This window comes from Kitasatospora cathayae, from assembly GCF_027627435.1.
Lineage (GTDB): Bacteria > Actinomycetota > Actinomycetes > Streptomycetales > Streptomycetaceae > Kitasatospora > Kitasatospora cathayae.
Window position 1 is genome coordinate 220,016 of the sequence record NZ_CP115450.1, and the last position, 17,531, is coordinate 237,546.

The 17,531-nt window shown below is 72.1% G+C and carries 14 protein-coding genes and 4 pseudogenes; 10 read left to right on the forward strand and 8 right to left on the reverse strand.

What is annotated here, in order from left to right; all coding sequences use genetic code 11:
* Positions 1 to 173 precede the first annotated feature (173 nt).
* The 3 genes and pseudogenes from O1G21_RS01185 to O1G21_RS01195 all read right to left on the reverse strand — a co-directional run.
* A pseudogene (locus O1G21_RS01185) lies at positions 174 to 473 on the reverse strand (helix-turn-helix domain-containing protein); the annotation flags it as partial.
* Positions 474 to 661: 188 nt separating this feature from the next.
* Positions 662 to 829 (reverse strand): hypothetical protein, encoded by a 168-nt coding sequence (locus O1G21_RS01190; RefSeq protein ID WP_270139943.1) that lies wholly within the window; start codon positions 827 to 829, stop codon positions 662 to 664.
* 370 nt (positions 830 to 1,199) lie between these two features.
* Positions 1,200 to 3,377 carry a SpoIIE family protein phosphatase gene (locus O1G21_RS01195; protein ID WP_270139944.1) on the reverse strand — a complete coding sequence of 726 codons (2,178 nt, stop codon included), beginning with the start codon at positions 3,375 to 3,377 and terminating at the stop codon, positions 1,200 to 1,202.
* A gap of 614 nt (positions 3,378 to 3,991) precedes the next feature.
* Between O1G21_RS01195 and O1G21_RS01200 the strand changes: the two are divergent.
* Positions 3,992 to 4,468: pseudogene (locus tag O1G21_RS01200) on the forward strand (helix-turn-helix domain-containing protein); the annotation flags it as partial.
* Here the strand turns inward: O1G21_RS01200 and O1G21_RS01205 are convergent.
* Positions 4,425 to 4,994 carry a PadR family transcriptional regulator gene (locus O1G21_RS01205; protein WP_270139946.1) on the reverse strand — a complete coding sequence of 190 codons (570 nt, stop codon included), beginning with the start codon at positions 4,992 to 4,994 and terminating at the stop codon, positions 4,425 to 4,427. The pseudogene O1G21_RS01200 and the gene O1G21_RS01205 overlap by 44 nt on opposite strands.
* A 121-nt stretch (positions 4,995 to 5,115) precedes the next feature.
* Here O1G21_RS01205 and O1G21_RS01210 point away from each other — a divergent pair, with 121 nt between their 5' ends.
* The gene (locus O1G21_RS01210; protein ID WP_270139948.1) at positions 5,116 to 5,547 is read left to right on the forward strand and encodes a nuclear transport factor 2 family protein; all 432 of its coding nucleotides are present in this window, start codon (positions 5,116 to 5,118) and stop codon (positions 5,545 to 5,547) included.
* A gap of 21 nt (positions 5,548 to 5,568) precedes the next feature.
* On the opposite strand, the gene O1G21_RS01215 is transcribed toward O1G21_RS01210, so the two are convergent.
* On the reverse strand, positions 5,569 to 5,691 hold the full coding sequence (locus O1G21_RS01215) for a hypothetical protein (RefSeq protein WP_270139950.1): 123 nt from the start codon (positions 5,689 to 5,691) through the stop codon (positions 5,569 to 5,571).
* 233 nt (positions 5,692 to 5,924) lie between these two features.
* Between O1G21_RS01215 and O1G21_RS01220 the strand changes: the two genes are divergently transcribed.
* Both O1G21_RS01220 and O1G21_RS01225 read left to right on the forward strand, forming a co-directional pair.
* On the forward strand, positions 5,925 to 8,468 hold the full coding sequence (locus O1G21_RS01220) for a hypothetical protein (RefSeq protein WP_270139952.1): 2,544 nt from the start codon (positions 5,925 to 5,927) through the stop codon (positions 8,466 to 8,468).
* Positions 8,469 to 8,668: 200 nt separating this feature from the next.
* Positions 8,669 to 9,694, forward strand: coding sequence for a CapA family protein (locus O1G21_RS01225; protein WP_270139954.1), 1,026 nt, complete (start codon positions 8,669 to 8,671; stop codon positions 9,692 to 9,694).
* Positions 9,695 to 9,760: 66 nt separating this feature from the next.
* Here the strand turns inward: O1G21_RS01225 and O1G21_RS01230 are convergent, their stop codons facing one another.
* Positions 9,761 to 11,308 (reverse strand): Na+/H+ antiporter, encoded by a 1,548-nt coding sequence (locus tag O1G21_RS01230; protein ID WP_270139956.1) that lies wholly within the window; start codon positions 11,306 to 11,308, stop codon positions 9,761 to 9,763.
* 329 nt (positions 11,309 to 11,637) lie between these two features.
* Here O1G21_RS01230 and O1G21_RS01235 point away from each other — a divergent pair, with 329 nt between their 5' ends.
* On the forward strand, positions 11,638 to 12,465 hold the full coding sequence (locus tag O1G21_RS01235; RefSeq protein WP_270139958.1) for an alpha/beta fold hydrolase: 828 nt from the start codon (positions 11,638 to 11,640) through the stop codon (positions 12,463 to 12,465).
* A 265-nt stretch (positions 12,466 to 12,730) separates the two neighbouring features.
* Here O1G21_RS01235 and O1G21_RS41295 read toward each other — a convergent pair whose 3' ends face one another.
* Entirely contained in the window at positions 12,731 to 12,922 is a 192-nt protein-coding gene (locus O1G21_RS41295; protein ID WP_333493412.1) for a type 1 glutamine amidotransferase family protein, read from the reverse strand.
* A 354-nt stretch (positions 12,923 to 13,276) separates the two neighbouring features.
* On the opposite strand from O1G21_RS41295, the gene O1G21_RS01245 reads away from it, so the two are divergent.
* The 5 genes and pseudogenes from O1G21_RS01245 (at position 13,277) to O1G21_RS01265 (ending at position 17,142) form a co-directional block, all read left to right on the forward strand.
* Positions 13,277 to 13,537, forward strand: coding sequence for a hypothetical protein (locus O1G21_RS01245; protein WP_270139960.1), 261 nt, complete (start codon positions 13,277 to 13,279; stop codon positions 13,535 to 13,537).
* Positions 13,538 to 13,731: 194 nt separating this feature from the next.
* Positions 13,732 to 14,484: a 2OG-Fe dioxygenase family protein gene (locus tag O1G21_RS01250; protein ID WP_270139962.1), complete on the forward strand. Its 753-nt coding sequence runs from the start codon at positions 13,732 to 13,734 to the stop codon at positions 14,482 to 14,484.
* A gap of 249 nt (positions 14,485 to 14,733) precedes the next feature.
* Positions 14,734 to 16,233: an MFS transporter gene (locus O1G21_RS01255; RefSeq protein WP_270139964.1), complete on the forward strand. Its 1,500-nt coding sequence runs from the start codon at positions 14,734 to 14,736 to the stop codon at positions 16,231 to 16,233.
* 39 nt (positions 16,234 to 16,272) lie between these two features.
* Positions 16,273 to 16,925 (forward strand): annotated as a pseudogene (locus O1G21_RS01260) (HemK2/MTQ2 family protein methyltransferase).
* Positions 16,885 to 17,142 (forward strand): CDGSH iron-sulfur domain-containing protein, encoded by a 258-nt coding sequence (locus tag O1G21_RS01265; RefSeq protein WP_270139966.1) that lies wholly within the window; start codon positions 16,885 to 16,887, stop codon positions 17,140 to 17,142. The pseudogene O1G21_RS01260 and the gene O1G21_RS01265 overlap by 41 nt, the downstream one beginning before the upstream one ends.
* Here the strand turns inward: O1G21_RS01265 and O1G21_RS41620 are convergent.
* Positions 17,134 to 17,319: pseudogene (locus tag O1G21_RS41620) on the reverse strand (iron-containing redox enzyme family protein); the annotation flags it as partial. The gene O1G21_RS01265 and the pseudogene O1G21_RS41620 sit on opposite strands and share 9 nt — an antisense overlap.
* Positions 17,320 to 17,531 lie beyond the last annotated feature (212 nt).

The following is a 17,531-nucleotide window of genomic DNA, read 5'->3' on the forward strand; positions in this document are numbered from 1 at the left end:
GGATATTCCATGCGTTCCAGACCATTCCGCCTCTCCTTGCGGCCGCAAGCGGTCACGGCGTTCGCCCCTCCCGCCGTTTGCTCGCAGTCGGGATATCGGGGATCTCCACCGTTGCCTCCGCGCATTCCACGGTGACCGCTGTGCCTAGGGCCGTTTCAAAGTCCTGGTGAGGCCGGCCGCAGCTCCCGCACCCGCTCCCGCAGGATCGTCAGCCCCCGATCCCAGCCGATCCGCTCGGCGATCACCGTGGTCGGCATTGTCGGCGTCTGCCGCAGCAGCTCGCGGACCGCCGGCTCCACGGCGTCCACCGCCGAGCCCTTCAACGCCCGCTGGTAGACCGGCGGCCGGTCCGAGCTCAGGGCCCGCGTCACCGTGCCTCGGGAGATCCCCAGCTGCCGGGCCACCGCCTGCGCAGACAACCCCTCGGCCCGATGCAGCCGACGGATCTCAGCCCAGTCCTCCACCCCGATCACCTCTTTCCTCCTGACTCCCGTACCAGTGAAGTCAGGATGATCAAGAGACCACGAAGTGACCCGCTTTTGATCCGCTGACCGTGGTCCTCGTTTCACCCGTTGCCGACAACGTCCCAGAAGTCGGGGTCGGTCAGGCAACGGATCCCTGCGGCCAGGGTTTCCCGTCGATGTATCCCTCCTTGAGCAATTCAAGGAGGGGCGGCGATCAGTGCGTCGACGCCAGCGCGGTTGAGCAGGTTGATCCGCACATGGCCTTCGTGGCCGTCGAGTTCGAAGATCTCCGCGTCCATCGCGAGGAACCGGTCCAGCGGCGCGCGGGGGCGGGCGAAGAGGAAGAAGCCGCACTCGGCCGGCACCTGGGCGGCCAGCGCCCCGTTCGCTGTCAGCGCGCGGTGGTTGTCAGGACGGCTTCGGCATCGAGGCCTTCGCCCCGGCGGGCCCTGGCGGGTGAGGCACGCCTGGCCCCGCATGGTGAGCAGGCCGACGAGGTTGAGGTCCTCAATACGAAGTCGATGGCGATCCGGGCGGCCGCGTGCCGCCGGGGAAGGGTCCGTCTGCGCACGAAGTGCCCTGCCGCGCAAGCCTGGTGGAGGGCGTACCATCCCGCCGCGACCGCCAGTGCCACGAGGTGGGTCCCGCAGAGCCAGAACCCGCCGCAGCCGATGACTGGTGAGGGTGCCGAAGGCCACCGAATACGGCCCACCGGTGACCCGGTTCGTGTCGCGTTCAGCGCGGGACCGAGCGGACCAGCAGGAGTGCGATGTCGTCGGTGCGGTGGTCCGCGTGTCCGGCGCGGCCGGTGAGTGCGTCCGCCAGCCGGTCGAGGGGGTGGGCTCCGTGGCGGGCGAGGGTGGCCGTGAGGTCGCCCAGGGCCTGGTCGAGGTCGGCTCCGGGGGTGTCGATGAGGCCGTCGGTGTACAGGGCCAGGGTGGTGCCGATCGGCAGACCGACGCGGAGCTGCGGGTACTCGGCGGTGGGGTCGACGTTCAGGACCAGGCCGGTGGGCGGCTCCATGAGCGCCGCCCGGCCGTCCGGGCGGTAGATCAGGGGTGCGGGGTGGCCGGCGGTGGCGATCGTGGCAGTGCGGCCGGCGAGGTCGACGCACAGGTAGGTGCAGGTGGCCAGCAGGGCCGTGTCCAGGTCGGCCAGCAGGCGGTTGGTCCGGGCCAGCACGGTGCTCGGATCGGCGTCGGCGGCGGCGAAGGCGCGGACGGCGGTGCGCACCTGGCCCATCAGCGCGGCGGCGTTGACGTTGTGGCCCTGGACGTCGCCGATGACGATGCCCACGCAGTCGGGCCCGACCCGCATGAGGTCGTAGAAGTCGCCACCGACGTCCATGCCCTCGGTGCACGGCAGGTAGCGGGCGCTGACCTCCAGGCCCGGGACGGCCGGCAGGACGTGGGGCAGCAGGCTCTCCTGGAGGCCTTGGGCGAGGCCGAGTTTGGTGTCGTACAGCCGGGCGCGGTCCAGGGCCTGGGCGATCAGACCGCCGAGCGCGGTGAGGACGGCGCGCTCGTCCACGTCGAACCGGTGCGGCTCGGCGAAGGCCAGCACGCAGGTGCCGATCAGCCTTCGCGAGGTGACCAGCGGCAGGTAGGCCCACGCGGCCATCCCGTCCTGGGTCTCGGGGCGGTTCGGGTACAGCCTTTCCAGCTCCGTCCGGGTCTCGAAGAACGCCGGCACGGCGTTGGTCGCCGCCTGGACACCGGGGGTGGGCTCCGTCAGCGGGGTGCCGTCGAACTGGTCGACCTGGCCGGGTGGGTAGCCACGGTGACCGACGGTGCGCAGCCGGCCTCCCTCGGCCATCAGGACGGCGACGGCCTGGCCACCGAAGGCCGGCACGATCTGTTCGGACACCATGCGCACCACGTCCTGCACGCTGATGGCCTCGGTCAGCGCACTCGCGAGGTGGAGGATGTGGTAGAACGCTCCGGGTCGCGCGTGCACCGCCCGCTCGGCCGAGAGTCCGGAGTGCAGGTGGTGCCGGGTGGGGTCGAGGGCGGGATCGGCGAGGAATTCGGCGGTGGCGGCCGCGTCAGCGGTGGCGATCCGCGCGGTGAGTCCGGAGGCGTCCGGGAAGAGCTGGAACGACAGCCACCGGTCCGGCGGCCGGAGCGCGACGAAGGAAGTGGACTGCCCGCTCATCACCGCCGCCCGATAGTGGTAGTCGTACACCGGGTCCCGCAACCAGGGCAGTACCACCCACGGCCGCTCGCCGAGCAGTCGTTCCGCCGGTTCGCCGAGCAGTTCCGCGGCGGCGGGCGTGACCGCGGCCAACCGGCCGTCCAGGTCGATGCCGCAGAGGCCCTCCGGCAGCCGCGAGGCCGCCGCCGCGAGGGGGTCGGCGACACGTTCCTCCGCCACCGCAGGACGTGGTCCGGCCCGGATCGGACGGCCCGCCCCGGCCGCCTCCGCCGCCACCTCGGTCAGGCGTGCCGCCAGCGCACCGAGCCGGTCGCGTTCGAGGGCCGACAGTACGGGGGGGTGCGCGGCGGGCCAGAGGACGACGAGCGCGCCGTACGTCGTCCGGCGCGCGACGAGCGGAACGGCCCCGAGGCAGAACGCGTACGGCATGGCGACGGCGACCCTCGGGTACCGGCGTGCCATGTCATCCCCGCCGCCCACCCAGACGACCCGGCCGCTGCGCACGGCTTCGGCCACCGGGATCGGCGCGGTCAGGCCGATGTGCCGCCACGGCCTGGTGAACTGCCGGGCGGCCCCCAGCGTCAGGGCCAGCTCGAGCACCTGCCGGTCGTCCGACAGGAGGTAGACGCCGCCCATGTGCGCGCCGAGCCGCTCCGGCACCGACCGCAGGATCCGTGCCAGCGCCTCGATGCCGCGCACGTCCACCGCGCGCCCTGCCATCGCCTCGGCGGCCCCTCCCCCGGGCCTCGACGGCGACATCCCTGACATGGTCATCACAAAACCTCGTTCGAGCCGCGTCCCGGCCGACAAGCGCACTGGCAGCCTCCCTCCATATTCGCCCGGACGGCCCCATGCGTCCCGTCGTCCGGGCGTCCGGGTGTCCCGTCGTTCCTGCATCCCATCGTTCCGGCGTTCCGGCGCCGGTGCGGCCGCCGAGCTCAGGACCCCGCAGGGCCCGGGAACCCGGCTGCTGTCCACCAGGCCCCCGCCGGGCGCCCGACGACGCCCCCGGGAGGACAGGTCCCCGTCGGCGCGTACCCCCGGACGCGTGGGCGGGGCCCGCTCGGGCCGGCACTCTCCTGCGCGGAACGCGGCGACCGCGGAACGTGACAACCGCGGAACGTGACAACCGCCGAACGAGCCCGGTTCGGGCTGTCGCCGTCGCCCAGGCCGCCGCCGAGGCCGGAGACGACCCGCCGCGGTTCCGGACCCGGCGCACACGCCGGCCGGGCCGGTGTCGGGCGGCCCGGATCCCGGTCCGCCCCGACACCGGCCGTCAGGCCGCGGTTCGGGCGCCGATCGCCGTCAGGACTTCCCGGGCCGCCCGGGCGCCGGTCTCCGCACCGCCCTCCATGTAGCCGTGGAAGTCGTAGGAGGCGTGCTCGGGCCGCGAAGTGCATGCGGGCAGGGAGGTCGATCCCGAAGTGGCCTGGGCCTGGCGCCGGATCGTCGCCAGCCGCGGACAGGCCCGCGTGAGCGAGCTCGCAGGCCGGATCGGTTGGAGCCGGCAGCGCACGTGGTCACGCTTCGGTTCGCAGATCGGCCTGACGCCCAAACGCGCCGCCATGCTGGTCCGCTTCGATCACGCCATCCACCGCCTGGTCCTTGGAGACACTCCCGCGCAGGTGGCAGCGGACGGCGGTTTTGCCGACCAGTCCCACCTCCACCGCGACGTCCGCGCGTTCACCGGGACAACTCCCGCCGCCGCCGCGCAGGAGCCATGGCTGGCCGCCGATGACAGAGCCTGGCCCGTCGCCAGCGCTCCGACACGTGGCGGGCGGCCGTCGCTTGCCGGTCACCAGGCCGTCATCCCCGGGTACGGGCCGCCTGCCGATCGCGCAGGATGGTGATCGTCCTGCGGCACCAGTCGAGGTTGCCCCTTTCGAAGGCGTGGCCGCGCAGGCAGGTCAGGTAGGGGCCGATGCGGTCGCCCTCGCGCAGGAACTCGTCCTCCGTGCGGTCGCCGCGCATGGTGAGCAGCAGCCGGTCGAACAGGTCGAGCTTGGCCTGGGCGAAGCCGGCCCGCTCCTCGAGCTGGGCGATCAGCACCGCCGGGTCGACGTGGTCGGCGGCCTGGACCTTGACCAGCAGGTCGTCCCGGACGAAGGACGGTTTCGCGGCGGCCGCGGCGAAGCCGTCGAGTTCGGCGAGGCCCGCGTCCGTGACGCGGAAGACCCGCTTGTTGGGGCGGTTGTCCTGGACGACCTCCCGCCCGCTGATCAGCCCGTCCTTCTCCAGCCGGGTCAGCTCGGCGTACAGCTGTTGCGGCTGGGCGTACCAGAAGTTGGCCACGCCCAGGTTGAAGGTCTTGGCCAGCTCGTAGCCGTTGGTCTCGCCGTCGAGCAGGGCGGCCAGTACGGCGTGCCGTAGTGCCATCGGTCGGTCTCCTTCGCCGGCCCCCGGCCCCTTGTTGCCGGGGACACGCTCCCCTAGGGTACTCCTGAAACTGACTAGTCAGATTCATGACTAGCCTCGCTACGAGTCAGGAGGGCGCACCATGACCACCGCCGACCGCTTCCGTGCCGCCGTCGAGGCCCGTGACCTCGGCGCGCTGGACGACCTGTTCAGCGACGACGTCCGCTTCTACAGCCCCGTGAAGTTCACCCCCTTCGAGGGCAAGCCGATGGTGCTGGGCCTGTTCCGGGTCCTGCTGAGGACCTTCCGGGACTTCCGGTACCTCGGCGACCACACCGGCACCGCGCAGACCAGCGCCGGCGGCACCGACGCTCCCTCGGCCGTCCTGCTGTTCCGAGCCACGGCTGGCGGAAAGCAGATCCACGGAATCGACCTGCTGCACTTCGCCGCCGACGGCCGGATCAAGGAGTTCACGGTCATGGTCCGCCCGCAGTCCGCCGTCCACGCCCTCGGCGAGGCGGTCCACGCCGGGCTCGTCGCCGACGGACTCGTCCCGGCACCCGCCGAGCACTGACGCCGCCCAACCAGAGTTCGGTCAGAGGACGTGCTGGTCCAGGAACCAGGTGGTGACGGACCGGGCGATGCCGGAGACGGCGCCGCGGAGAAGGGCACCGGCCAGGGACAGGCGCTCGCGGCGGGTCAGACGCGTACGGAACATGGGGACCTCCACGGGAATGCGGTTCGCGGGTGGGGCGGCCGGCCGGCTCACCGTCCACACTGACCGCGCCGCGAAGATCGACTCCGAGTTGCGACGCAACGGCGACTACCCGCCATCTCGGCACCGGTCAGGCTTACCCGCGTGCCGAGTTGGAGGATGATGGTGCGATGAATGGCGACGAGGGAGGAAACCGTACGGGCTCACGGCGGCCTCGAGTGCTGGGGCGCGCGCGGGTGGGGTGGCCGGTTGCGCTGCGGGAACTGAAGGACTCGCTGTTCGAGGTGTACCTGGCGGCGGGCGCACCGAGTCTGGACGAGATCGCCGGAGACGTCGCCGAGGACGACCGGCTGCCGGGGGCACCGAGCCGGGACACCGTCCGACGGGTCATCAGCGAACCGACGTTTCCAGCCCAGCAGGCCGACGTCGTCGCCGTCGCCACCGTCCTGGCCCGCCGCGCCCGTCGGGACGAAGGAGAACTGGCCCGGCAGGTGGGCGAGTTGTGGGTGCGAGCCGGGATGGCCAAAGGGGTGGGACGGCCGATCGGCGAGTTCGACGACAACCTCGTCCTGGCCGACCTGGAGGTGCACCCGGCTCTCGAGACCGGTGATGCCCGGACCCGATTCGGGGTCCTGCCCCGCTACGTTCCGCGCGAGCACGACACCCGCCTGCGGACGGTCGTCGCCGCCGCGCTGGCCGGCACCAGCGGAACCGCGGTTCTGGTCGGGGCGTCCGCCACGGGCAAGTCCCGCGCCCTGTGGGAGGCCGTCAGAGCGCTGCCCGGCGATTGGCGGTTGTGGCACCCCATCAGCCCCGACCGTCCCGATGCCCTCCTGGCCGGCCTTTCGGACGTCGCTCCCAGGACCGTGGTGTGGATGAACGAGGCGCAGCTGTACCTCGGCCCGGAACCGTCCGGTGAGCGGGTCGCACGGGCCCTGCGCGAGCTGCTGAACGACGCGTCCCGGGCTCCCGTCCTGGTGCTGGCCACCTTGTGGCCCGACCACTGGAAGCGACTGACCGCCCGCGCCGAGCCGGATCGGCCGAACCAGCCGGATCCGCGCATCGACACCCGCCGCCTGCTGCAGGGGCACGTGATCGACGTGCCCGACGCGTTCACCCGCACCGACCTGGCGGCCCTCACCGGCGCCGCCGACGCCGATCCACGGCTGACGGAGGCCGCCGAACGAGCACGCGACGCCCAGGTGACCCAGTACCTCGCCGGCACGCCGTTCCTGATGGAGCGCTACTCCCGGGCCCGAGGAGCGGCCCGTGCCCTGATCCACGCCGCGATGGACGCCCGCCGGCTGGGAGCGGGCCCCGACATCCCAGTGGCCTGGCTGGAGGCGGCCGTCCCCGCCTACCTCACGGGAACCGAGTTCGATGCCCTCGACGACGACTGGCTCGAGCACGCCCTGCAGTACGCCGCCGCTGGAGGCAACGGCATCCCGGGCATCCTGAGTCCGGTCAGAACGGACACCCGCAACCAGCGCGGCCGCCGCCCGGCCGCCACCGGTTCCCCCGCGAAGCGGTCCTCCCCCGCTTCGCACTACCGGCTGGCCGACCACCTCGAGCAGTACGGTCGCCACCACCGCTCCGAGCGGATACCACCCGTCGACTTCTGGACCTCCGCCGCCCAGCACGCCGACCAGCGCGATCTGGTCGTGCTCGGAAACCGTGCCCGGGACCGCGGCCTCTACCGGGACGCTGCCCAACTCCACAAACTGGCCGCCGCACAAGGCGACCCCAAGGCCGCACGGAGCCTCCTCGATCACTTCCAACACCTCGATCCGACCGATCACCGCCCGGCCCGCTGGGTCGCCGATCATCTCGGACTCGCCGACTCCTCGGCAGTGGCCTGGCTGCTGGACAGCCTGTGGGTCGCGGGGGCGAAGGAGCAGTTCGCCGCCCTGGCCGAACGGGCCGCCGCCCACGTGGCCCTCGACGACCCGGGCGGGCTGGCCGAAATGCTGGACAGCCTGCGGGTGTTCGGGGCGAAGGAGCAGGCCGCCACCCTGGCCGCACGGGCCGCCGGTCACGCCGGCCTCGACGACCCGTCCGGAGTGGCCGCCCTCCTGAAGGACCTGTGGAAGCTGGGGGAAACGGAGCAGGTCGCTCGACTGCTGGCCCGCGATCCCGCCGCCCACGCCGGCCTCGACAACCCGTCCGGAGTGGCCGCCCTCCTGAACAGCCTGTCGGAGCTGGGGGAAACGGAGCAGGTCGCTCGACTGCTGGCCCGCGATCCCGCCGCACACGCCGGCCTCGACGACCCGTCCGGAGTGGCCTGGCTGGTGCGCACTCTGCTCGACCTCGGAGCGGACCAGCAGGCCGGAGCCCTGGCCGCGAGGAGCCCCGCGGCCCGCGCGGGTTCCGACCACCGCTCAGGCGGGTCCGGCGCCCTCGAACGCCCGCAAGAGCCCGGAACGCCGCAGCAGGCCCGGCCCCCGGCACGCCAGGACCCTGCCCCGCCTACCGGCCTCGACGACCCGTACGCGCTGATCGAGCTGCTGTGGGAGGTCCCGGCGAAGGAGCAGATCGCCACGCCGGCCGCACGGGCCGCCGACCGGGTTGCCCTCGATGACCCGGACGCGGTCACCGAACTGCTGAACACCCTGCAGTGGATCGACGCGCACGAGCAGGCCGCCGCCCTGGTCGCGCGCCTTCCCGCCGCAGGAATGATCGACCAGTTCATGGAGTTCGGCGACAACAGGAGCCGCTTCCGGTTCGGGCGTGAACCCGACGGAAGCGCCGCCCCTCCATGGACCTGGGACGACCTCGAATGACTCCCGGAGCCCGGTCCACGTCCGTAGCCTCCGGCGCTCGCGCGGCAGCAGGTTCGTCCTCGCCCTGACCTGCCCCGGGGGGAGCTTGCCTGTGACGGAGTACGGGCCGAGCCTTGAGTGGCGGGGCGCGATCCGCGACCCCCGATCCGCGACCCGCGACCCCCGATCCGCAGGCACAAGAGCGGAGGCGACGCTCACCGATGGCGCTCACGGTGGCACTGGCCGGCGACACGATGCTCGGGCGCGCCGTCGCCGAGGAACTGCGGCGCTCGCCGACACCGGGGACGGTGCTCTCCCCGGAGGTGCAACAGGCACTGGCGGGGGCCGATCTGGTCGTGCTCAACCTGGAGTGCTGCCTCTCCGGCCGCGGGGAGCGGTGGCCTGACCCGCGCAAGCCGTTCTTCTTCCGGGCCCCGCCCTCGGCGGCCGCCGTCCTCGCCGAGCTGGGGGTGGACTGCGTGACGCTGGCCAACAACCACGCCCTGGACTACGGCGTCGACGCCCTGCTCGACACCGGGGAACTGCTGGAACGGGCCGGGGTCCGGGCGGTCGGCGCCGGGCGGGACGTGGCCGAGGCGCGGGAGTTCGCCGTGTTGGAGGCCCGCGGGGTGCGGCTGGCGGTGGTCGGGGTCACCGACCACCCGGTGGACTACGCGGCCGCGGCGGAGCGTCCGGGAGTGGCGTGGGCCGACCTGTGGACGGGGGTGCCCGACTGGCTCACCGCGCTGGTGGCCCGGGCCGCCCAGGAGGCCGACGCGGTGCTGGTCACCCCGCACTGGGGCCCCAACATGACCTCCCGGCCGCCGCCGCACGTGCGCGCGGCGGCCCCGCAGCTGCTGGCCGCCGGGGCGACGCTGGTCGCCGGACACTCCGCGCACGTGTTCCACGGCGTCGCCGACCGCGTGCTGTACGACCTGGGCGACTTCATCGACGACTACGCGGTCGATCCGGTGCTGCGCAACGATCTCGGCCTGCTCTTCCTGGTCACCCTGGACGGGCCGGACCGGGCGCACCTGGCACCTGTCCGCCTGGAGGCGCTGCCGTTGGTCCTGGACTTCTGCCACACCCGCCCCGCCCGCGGCGAGGAGTGGGAGTGGATCCGCACACGGTTCACCACCGCCTGCGCCGCGTTCGGCACCGAGGTGGGCGAGCGGGAGGAGTGGCTGACGGTCGACTGGACCGGAGAACAGGGCTCGGATCCACTTGACCGGCAGGGCCACGCTTGAGGCCGGGGGTGGTTGGGGTTCAGGCAGATGAGCTGCCCCACAGGCCGCAGGCCGCCCGGCCCGCCGTCACCGGATGCCGAGGGCGGCTTCCTCCCGGTCGAGGTCGTGCTGGAGGCGGCGGCGGGTGGTGTCGCTGATGCGGTGTTCGTCGTAGAGGCGGTGCAGCTCGGTGCTCTGGACGGCGATGACCTCGTGCCGCAGTTGCCGGTAGGCGGCGTCGGCGGTGGTGCCGTCCGGGGTCCCGGGGGTGCGGTCGAGGCGGGCGGTGAGCCCCCGGCGCACCCGGTCGATGGCGGTGTCCGGCAGGGTCTCCAGCTCGGCGAGGTGTTCGACGTGGTCGAGCGCGGCCCGGTTGAGGGCGTCGCGGGCGTCGTCCTCCTCGCGGACGGTGTGTTCGGGTTCGAGGGCGAGGCCGGAGCGGTTGACGACGGCAGCGAGGGTGAGCCCCTGGACGACGAGGGTGAACACCACGACAGCGGTGGTCAGGACCAGGACCAGGGGACGTCCCGCGAGCTTGGTCCCGTCGTCGGCGACCAGCGGGATGGACAGGGCCGCGGCCAGCGGCATGACTCCCCGGGTACCGGCCCAGGTGACCACCCCGGCGACCCGCCACGACAGCCGACCCTGCGTGGGCTTGACCGCGCGGGTCAGCGGCAGCGTGGAGAGCACCCGGACCGCGATCAGCACGGCGGCGAGCGCGAGTGCCTGCAGCGGCCAGAGCCCGGTGCCGGCCGGCAGGGCGCGGACCAGGGTGGGCAGTTCCAGGCCGACGATCGAGAAGACCACGCTCTCCAGCAGGAACACCACGACCGCGTACACGGCGCCCAGCTGGAGGCGGATGTGGGCGTCGGTGAGGCGGTGGCCGGAGCGGCCGAGCAGCACGCCCGCGACCACCACCGAGGTGACGCCGGAGGTGTGCACGGATTCGGCCAGCACGTAGGCGGCGTACGGGGTGACCAGCGCGATCACCGTCTCCAGCACCGGGTCGGTGGTACGGCGGCGCACCAGCCAGACCAGGCCCGCGACAGCGGCACCGACCAGGCTGCCGCCCCCACCGAGCAGAAGGAACTCCCCGCCCGCCTCGGGCAGGCTCACCGAGGCGCCGACGGCCACCGCGATACCGACGGCGACCTTGAACAGGACGAGCGAGGTGGCGTCGTTGAACAGGCTCTCCGCCTGCACCAGCACCTGGACGCGCCCCGGCAGCGCCAGCCGGCGCCCGAGCGCGGTGACGGCCACCGGGTCGGTGCTGGAGAGTACGGCGCCGAGGACGAACGCCATGGCGGGCGGCAGCCCGGCGACGGCGACGGCCGTGAAGCCGACGGCGGCGGCGGAGGCGAAGACCAGGCCGAAGGAGAGGATCGTCACCGGACGCCAGACCGTGCGCAGGTCCCGCAGGGACAGCTCCTCGGCGGAGGCGTACAGCAGCGGGGGCAGGACCACCATGCCGATGACCTGCGGCGGGACGTGCAGCGCGGGGACGCCGGGTATCAGCGCCACCCCGACGCCGGCCAGGACCAGCAGCGAGGGCGCGGGCACCCGCAGGCGCCGGGCGAAAGTGGCCACGGCCGTGGCCAGCACCACCAGGACGAGAACGATCCCCACAACGTGCATCGGGGCGAAAACCTCATCACGACGAGCGGGGTCACTGCCGCACGCTCGCCGCAGTCGTCCCCCGAGCCGACCAGACTTCCCGGCACACCTTTGGTCATCTTATCGGTGAATTAGCGGGGAGCGGCAGGGTAGGCAGGAGCGGACGTCACCGGGAGCGGGCCGGCACACACCGGCCGGGTCCGGGGAGACGACACGCCACGTTCGGTGGAACCTCCCGTGGGGTTCCGATCGGCACCGCCAGGCTGTCCCCGTTGACCGCGGCCGCCTCCGCGTCCACAGGACACTCCCCCGGACGGCCGGGCGACCGACCCGACGAGGAGAAGCACTCCATGCCCACTGTGACGACGCGCGACGGTGTCGAGATCTTCTACAAGGACTGGGGCAGCGGACGCCCGGTCGTCTTCATCCACGGCTGGCCGCTGAACGCGGACGCCTGGGAGGACCAGCTGAAGCTCGTCGCCGACCACGGCTTCCGCGGCGTCGCCCACGACCGCCGGGGCCACGGCCGCTCCGCCCAGCCCTGGACCGGATACGACTTCGACACCTTCGCGGACGACCTGAACGACCTGATCAACGCGCTCGACCTGCGGGACGTCACCCTGGTGGGCCACTCCATGGGCGGCGGCGAACTCGCCCGGTACATCGGGCGCCACGGCACCGACCGGGTCGGCAAGGCGCTCCTGCTGTCGGCGATCCCGCCGCTGATGCTCAAGACCGACAGCAACCCCGAGGGGGTCCCGGCCGAGGTCTTCGACAGCATCCGGGGTGGCATCCTCAAGGAACGCTCCCAGTTCTGGAAGGACTTCGCGCCCGCGTTCTTCGGCGCCAACCGCCCCGGGAACAGCGTCACCCAGGGCAACCTGGACATCTACTGGCTGCTGGCCATGCAGCAGAGCATCAAGGCGGGCGTGGACTGCGTGACCGCCTTCGCGGAGACGGACTTCACCGAGGACCTGAAGAAGTTCGACGTCCCCACCCTCGTCGTGCACGGCGACGACGACCAGATCGTGCCGATCGACGCCACCGGCCGCAAGACCGCGCAGATCGTCCCCGGCGCCGTCCTCAAGGTCTACGAGGGCGCCGGCCACGGCATCTCCGTCGTCCCCGGGGAGAAGGAGCGGTTCAACCAGGACCTCCTGGAGTTCCTCCGGAGCTGACCTCAGCTGCCCACTCTGGTGTGTCGCGAGGCCAGGGCAGCGCCGCCGACCGACCGGCGCCCGGCCGCCGGGTGTGGGGCCCGAACGACCGGGCGCACGGGCTCAGTTGAGCGGACCGCAGGCGTGGGTCAGGCGGGTGCCGTTGCCGAGCCGTCGTGCCTCCGTCTCGTCACACCTGGGACTGGGCGAGCAGCCGTAGGGCCGGTTCCTTGAGCCGGGGCGTGGCCTGCGTGGCGTCGCCGGAGTGGAAGGGGGGCTGCGGAGCCTACTCCACGGCCAGTTGGACCGCCTTCGCCGTGGTGTCCCCGGCGATCAGCGACGCCAGGTACAGGGCCATGTCCAGTCCGGCCGACACTCCCGCCGCCGTGATGATCTTCCCGGAGCGCACGTAGCGTTCGTGCGCGTACGTCACGTCGTAACCGACGACCACCGCGGGCGAACTCGCCCTGGTCCTCACCGCCGAACACCACCTGACCATGCACGTCTTCGACGCCGCCGCCACCGGGGCCATGCGTGCGATCTGCCAGGGCCAGGACAGCAGTCCCGATCCATCCCTCGATGGAGTGAGTCGCAATGACTCTGGTTGTGCGATAAGGGCTCGGAAGGCAGCTGGAGCGGGCCTCCCCGTGACGGGAGCCGATGGCCGCCGAGTTCGACGAACTGTTCGAGAGAACAAGCCGGTTCACCGCATGCGCCGGGCCACCAAGGCTCAGACGATGAGCTTCACCTCACCTCGCCCCATCGCCGGTGACGAGATCGGTTTCAGCTACTACCACGACCTGGCGGGGGCAACGAGGACTTCGGGCGCAGAGTGGTCAACGAGCCCTTCTACACAGACGGAGTCAAGCCTGTCCAGACCCCGTCGGTCACCTCCTACCCGTCCACCGACAACGCGTACCGCGTTTACGCACGGGCTGCTTCGGAATTCAGTGCCCGGGACGTGCTGCAGTACCCCGACTACCGCACCGACCTCGCGTCGGCCATGACCAACCGACAGGTGCTTGCCATGGCGAAAGACTTCCTCCTGTACGTGAAATCGGTGAAGAACCGCGGTACGGCCCATCGCGTCTGATGGGGGTCGGCCATTCCGCAGCAGACGCCGAGATTGCGCTGGTCTTCGCCGACCGTCTCACGCGGCCGGCGCCCCGTATCCAGCGCGCCGTCACCGAGCCGGACTTGCTGGAAGTCCTCGCCGCCCACTCGCCCCTGACCGCCCCGCCATGCACAGCGACGATGAGCCCGGCATGCCCCATCGAGGAGTCCCCGATGACGCGGAAGTCTTCGCCGCAGACGAAAGAGCCGAATTCGGACCATCCCCTGGAGGCCGCCCGAGCAGCCCTGATCTCCGGCGGTGCCCACCTCGTGCCCGCCGCCGTCACGACATCGTGCCTCGGTGTGCGGGAGGGGGACTGGGAACGCTTCCGTACCCACTGGGACCAACTGAGCGTGGACAGCTGCTCCTCGGCTCTGGGCGCGCGCCGGTTGCGCCGTTACGGGCAGTTCTTGCTCACGCCTGCGGTGGAGCGGATCAGGCTGCTGCTGCAGGCCGCTTTCGTGCAGCCGGAGGACAGCAATCCGCTCTACGTCGGCGTGGAGCGCACTTTCGAGCCCCTGACCGGCTCCTTCGTAGCCGACCCCTTGTTCCGAGCGGTGCTGCGACTGTTGGGACAGGTGGCGACGGCACTGGACGACCCGGCGGTGTGGAACGCGAAGGTGCACCCCTTCCGGGTCGTCGCTTCCCCGGAGGTGGACGGACTGCCCACACCGGAGGGCCCGCACCGCGACGGTGTCACCTTGGTGTCCTCCCTCCTGATCGGTCGGCAGAACGCCGTCGGAGGTGAGAGCTCCGTGTTCGATCCGGACGGAGGGCTGCTGCTGACTGCCACGCTCGGCGAGCCGGGAGCCGTGCTGCTCGGAGACGACCGCCGGACCCTGCACAGCGTGTCGCCGGTACGCCCCGTGGACCGAGGTCGTCCCGCGTATCGCGACGTTTTGGTGGTGACGCTCACACCGGGTTGAGGCCTGTGCGCACCCCGGTCGGAGCTCGGCGGCACCACCCGGCGGGTGCCCTGCCGCGACCGCCCCCGACATCGGCGACCGGCTGTCGTGCGGCGTCCCCGAGCTACGCGAACGATCGTCCGCCGCGCGTGTCGGCCCCTGAAAGACCCGACGGGACGCAGTGGCCAGGCTAACGTCGACCGGCAGGTGATGTGGGGAGCACGGGAGGTTGCGGTGCCAGCGGCTCGCTCACGGACCAGTGCGACGAACTTGCCGATCGTCCTCGGGCTCGCCGCCGCCTACGCGGTCACGGCCGTCGACCCGCTGGTGCTCAACCTGAACCTGCCGCAGGTGAGCCGGGCGTTCCAGGTGCCACCGCAGCTCGTCGGGTTGCTGGGTGGAGCGGCGACGCTGGTGATGGCCGCTGCCGTCCTCGCCGTGGGCGGCCTCGGGGACGTCTACGGGCTGAAGCGGCTGCTGAGGCTGGGGCTGGTGACCGTCACGGTCGTCAACCTGCTCTCCGTGTTCTCTCCCGGCTACAGCTTCCTGCTGGCCATGCGCTTCCTGGACGGTCTGGGGATGACCGCGCTGCTGGGAGTGCCGCTGGCCCTGCTGAAGGTGTCGTTGCCCGCGGAGAAGCGGCCGGCGGCGATCGGCGTCTTCGTGGCGGTCGAGACGATCATGTGCGGGGTGACCCCCGCGTTCACGGGCTGGGCGGTGGCGGCCGTCGGTTGGCGGTGCCTGTTCCTGGTCGCCCCGCTGCTGTGCCTGGTTTCGCTCCGGCTGACGGCCCGGTATGTTCCGGAGTCCCGTGTCCAGCAGCGCCGGAGGCTCGACGTGGTCGGAGTCGCGCTTGTCGGAGTGGCCCTACTGGCCCTCGTCATCGGTCTGGCCGCGGCGCAGAACAGCGTCTCCCAGCCCGGGACCTGGCTGCCGCTGGTGATCAGCGTGGCCGCCGCCGCGCTCTTCGTGCTCCATGAACGCCGCGCCGCCGAGCCCGCCGTGGATCTGGCGCTGTTCCGCAGCCCCGCGTTCGCTGTGGCCCTGGCCGCGACCCTCACGTTGAACTTCCTCGTTGCCGGGTACGGTGTCGTCCTGGGCCAGTTCGGCAGCATGGTGCTGTCGCTGTCCCCCCAGGCCATCGGCCTGCTGTACCTGCCCGGCACACTGCTGATCGCCAGTGCCGTGGTGCTGGCCGGCCGCCTGGTCGGGAAGTGCTCCCCGCGGCCGGTGATGGTCGCCGGCCTTTTGCTGATGGCGGCGAGCGGGCTGCTGATGGCAGGCACCGTCAGCCCAGCGATGGCGCTCTGGCTGCTCGTGCCGACCACCTGGCTGTGCGGTCTGGGGTCGCTGGTCACCGCCACGGCGGTGTCCGAGACGGTCCTGTCCCACGCGCCGCCCGGGCATTCCGGGACGGTGGCCTCGGTGCAGTCGGCGTTCGGGATGACGGGCTACGCGTTCGGACCCACCGTCTACCTGCTGCTCTTCGACGCCTTCTTCCACCGGCGGTTGCTGGCGGACGCCAAGTCGCGTGGATTGTCGGTGACCCAGGCCGTACAGGCCGTGGACGCCGTGCGCAGCGGAATGGCGCTCAGCCCGGGGAGCGCCGGATACGACTCCAATCTGCTCCGGCAGACGGCCGAGCTGAGCCTCGGACCGGACGTCGCCGACGGGCTGCGGCTGACCATGCTGACCGTCAGCCTGCTGCCGCTCGTGGTGGCGGTCACGGCCCATGTGGTCATGCCCCGGCGCAAGGGGCTCCGGGCGTAGGGCCGGTGGCGACGGAACGGATCCTTTCGGGGCAGGTGTATGCGCCTGTCGCAGCTGCCGGGGGTGTATCCGGTGCAGGGTGACACCGCTCTGCTGATCGATTGCCTGGCCTGCGAGCGGATCGTCCCCGGGACTGCGCTCCTGGAGTTGGGCACCGGCACTGGGGCGGTCGCCGTCGTGGCCGCCCAGGCCGGGGCCCGGGTGACCGCCGTTGACGTGTCATGGCTGGCTCTGGCCACCGCCTGGGCAACGCTCAGCTGAACCGCTGCCGGATCCGGCCGCGCCACGGGGACCTCGGCACCCCCGTGGCTGGACGGTGGTTCGACCTGGTGGTCAGCAATCCGCCCTACGTCCCCGCACCGAGCCGGGACGCGCCGCCACGCGGCACCGCCCGGTCCTGGGCAGCCGGCTGGGACGGTCGACTGTTGCTGGACCGGATCTGTGTCCAGGCCCCGCGCCTGCTGAGGCCCGGGGGCGTACTGCTGCCGGTCCAGTCGTCGCTGGCGGACATCGACCGGACCACGGCCGCGCTTCGGAGGTCCGGTCTGGCCGCTTCGGTCGTCGCCCGCCGTCGGCAGGCGTTCGGGCCGGTGATGTCCGCCCGGGCCGAATGGTTCGAGCAACGCGGGCTGATACCGCCCGGCCGGCGCGATGAGGAGCTGGCGGTGGTGCGCGCTGTCCGCCTCGGGTGAACGCGAGCCGCGGCTGGTGCGGCTGACCGGGTCAGGGCCTGTGCTGGTCGAGGGGCCGGTGGAGGTCGTCCTGCCTGACGGCTCGACGGTCCGCTCCGAGCGCCCCGTCGTGGCGCTGTGCACCTGCCGACGCAGCCGGCGGTACCCGTTCTGCGACACCAGCCACCGCCTCCGCCGGACGCCGGGCCCGTCCGTCGAGCCGCCCGCCCCGCAGTGAGCTGAGGCCCTGCCGCCAGTTCTGCAGCAGATGGTCGCCGAGGTCGCCCTCCACCGGACACCCGGACGCCAGGCCGAAGGCGATGTCCGGCTCCAGCTCCGGTTCGTCCTGCAGCAGCGGGCGGATGACACCGTGCCGCACGAGCTGCTCGTGGACGGCGTCGGCTTCGACGTGCTCGCGGTTCCCGCAGTCCGGCCAGGAAGGAACGCTCGAGTTCCCGGCGCAGCCGCAGCAGTCCGTGGTCCCACTCCCACTCCGTGTCCACCCCCGCGAAGTCCTGGTAGTGCAGTTCGTGGCAGACGTAGAGGGCGAGCTGGAAGTCCTCGGCCCACGGATCGGACTTCTGCGCGTCGCGGACATCCGGCGCCGTGCCGATCCCGGGCGAACCG

Coding starts and splice junctions, on each gene's coding strand:
- O1G21_RS01195 (WP_270139944.1), bottom strand. CDS start 3,377: ATGTCGCCGTCGAGGCCCGGGGGAGGGGCCGCCGAGGCGATGGCAGGG.
- O1G21_RS01205 (WP_270139946.1), bottom strand. CDS start 4,994: ATGGCACTACGGCACGCCGTACTGGCCGCCCTGCTCGACGGCGAGACC.
- O1G21_RS01210 (WP_270139948.1), top strand. CDS start 5,116: ATGACCACCGCCGACCGCTTCCGTGCCGCCGTCGAGGCCCGTGACCTC.
- O1G21_RS01215 (WP_270139950.1), bottom strand. CDS start 5,691: ATGTTCCGTACGCGTCTGACCCGCCGCGAGCGCCTGTCCCTGGCCGGT.
- O1G21_RS01225 (WP_270139954.1), top strand. CDS start 8,669: ATGGCGCTCACGGTGGCACTGGCCGGCGACACGATGCTCGGGCGCGCC.
- O1G21_RS01230 (WP_270139956.1), bottom strand. CDS start 11,308: ATGCACGTTGTGGGGATCGTTCTCGTCCTGGTGGTGCTGGCCACGGCC.
- O1G21_RS01235 (WP_270139958.1), top strand. CDS start 11,638: ATGCCCACTGTGACGACGCGCGACGGTGTCGAGATCTTCTACAAGGAC.
- O1G21_RS01250 (WP_270139962.1), top strand. CDS start 13,732: ATGACGCGGAAGTCTTCGCCGCAGACGAAAGAGCCGAATTCGGACCAT.
- O1G21_RS01265 (WP_270139966.1), top strand. CDS start 16,885: ATGAGGAGCTGGCGGTGGTGCGCGCTGTCCGCCTCGGGTGAACGCGAG.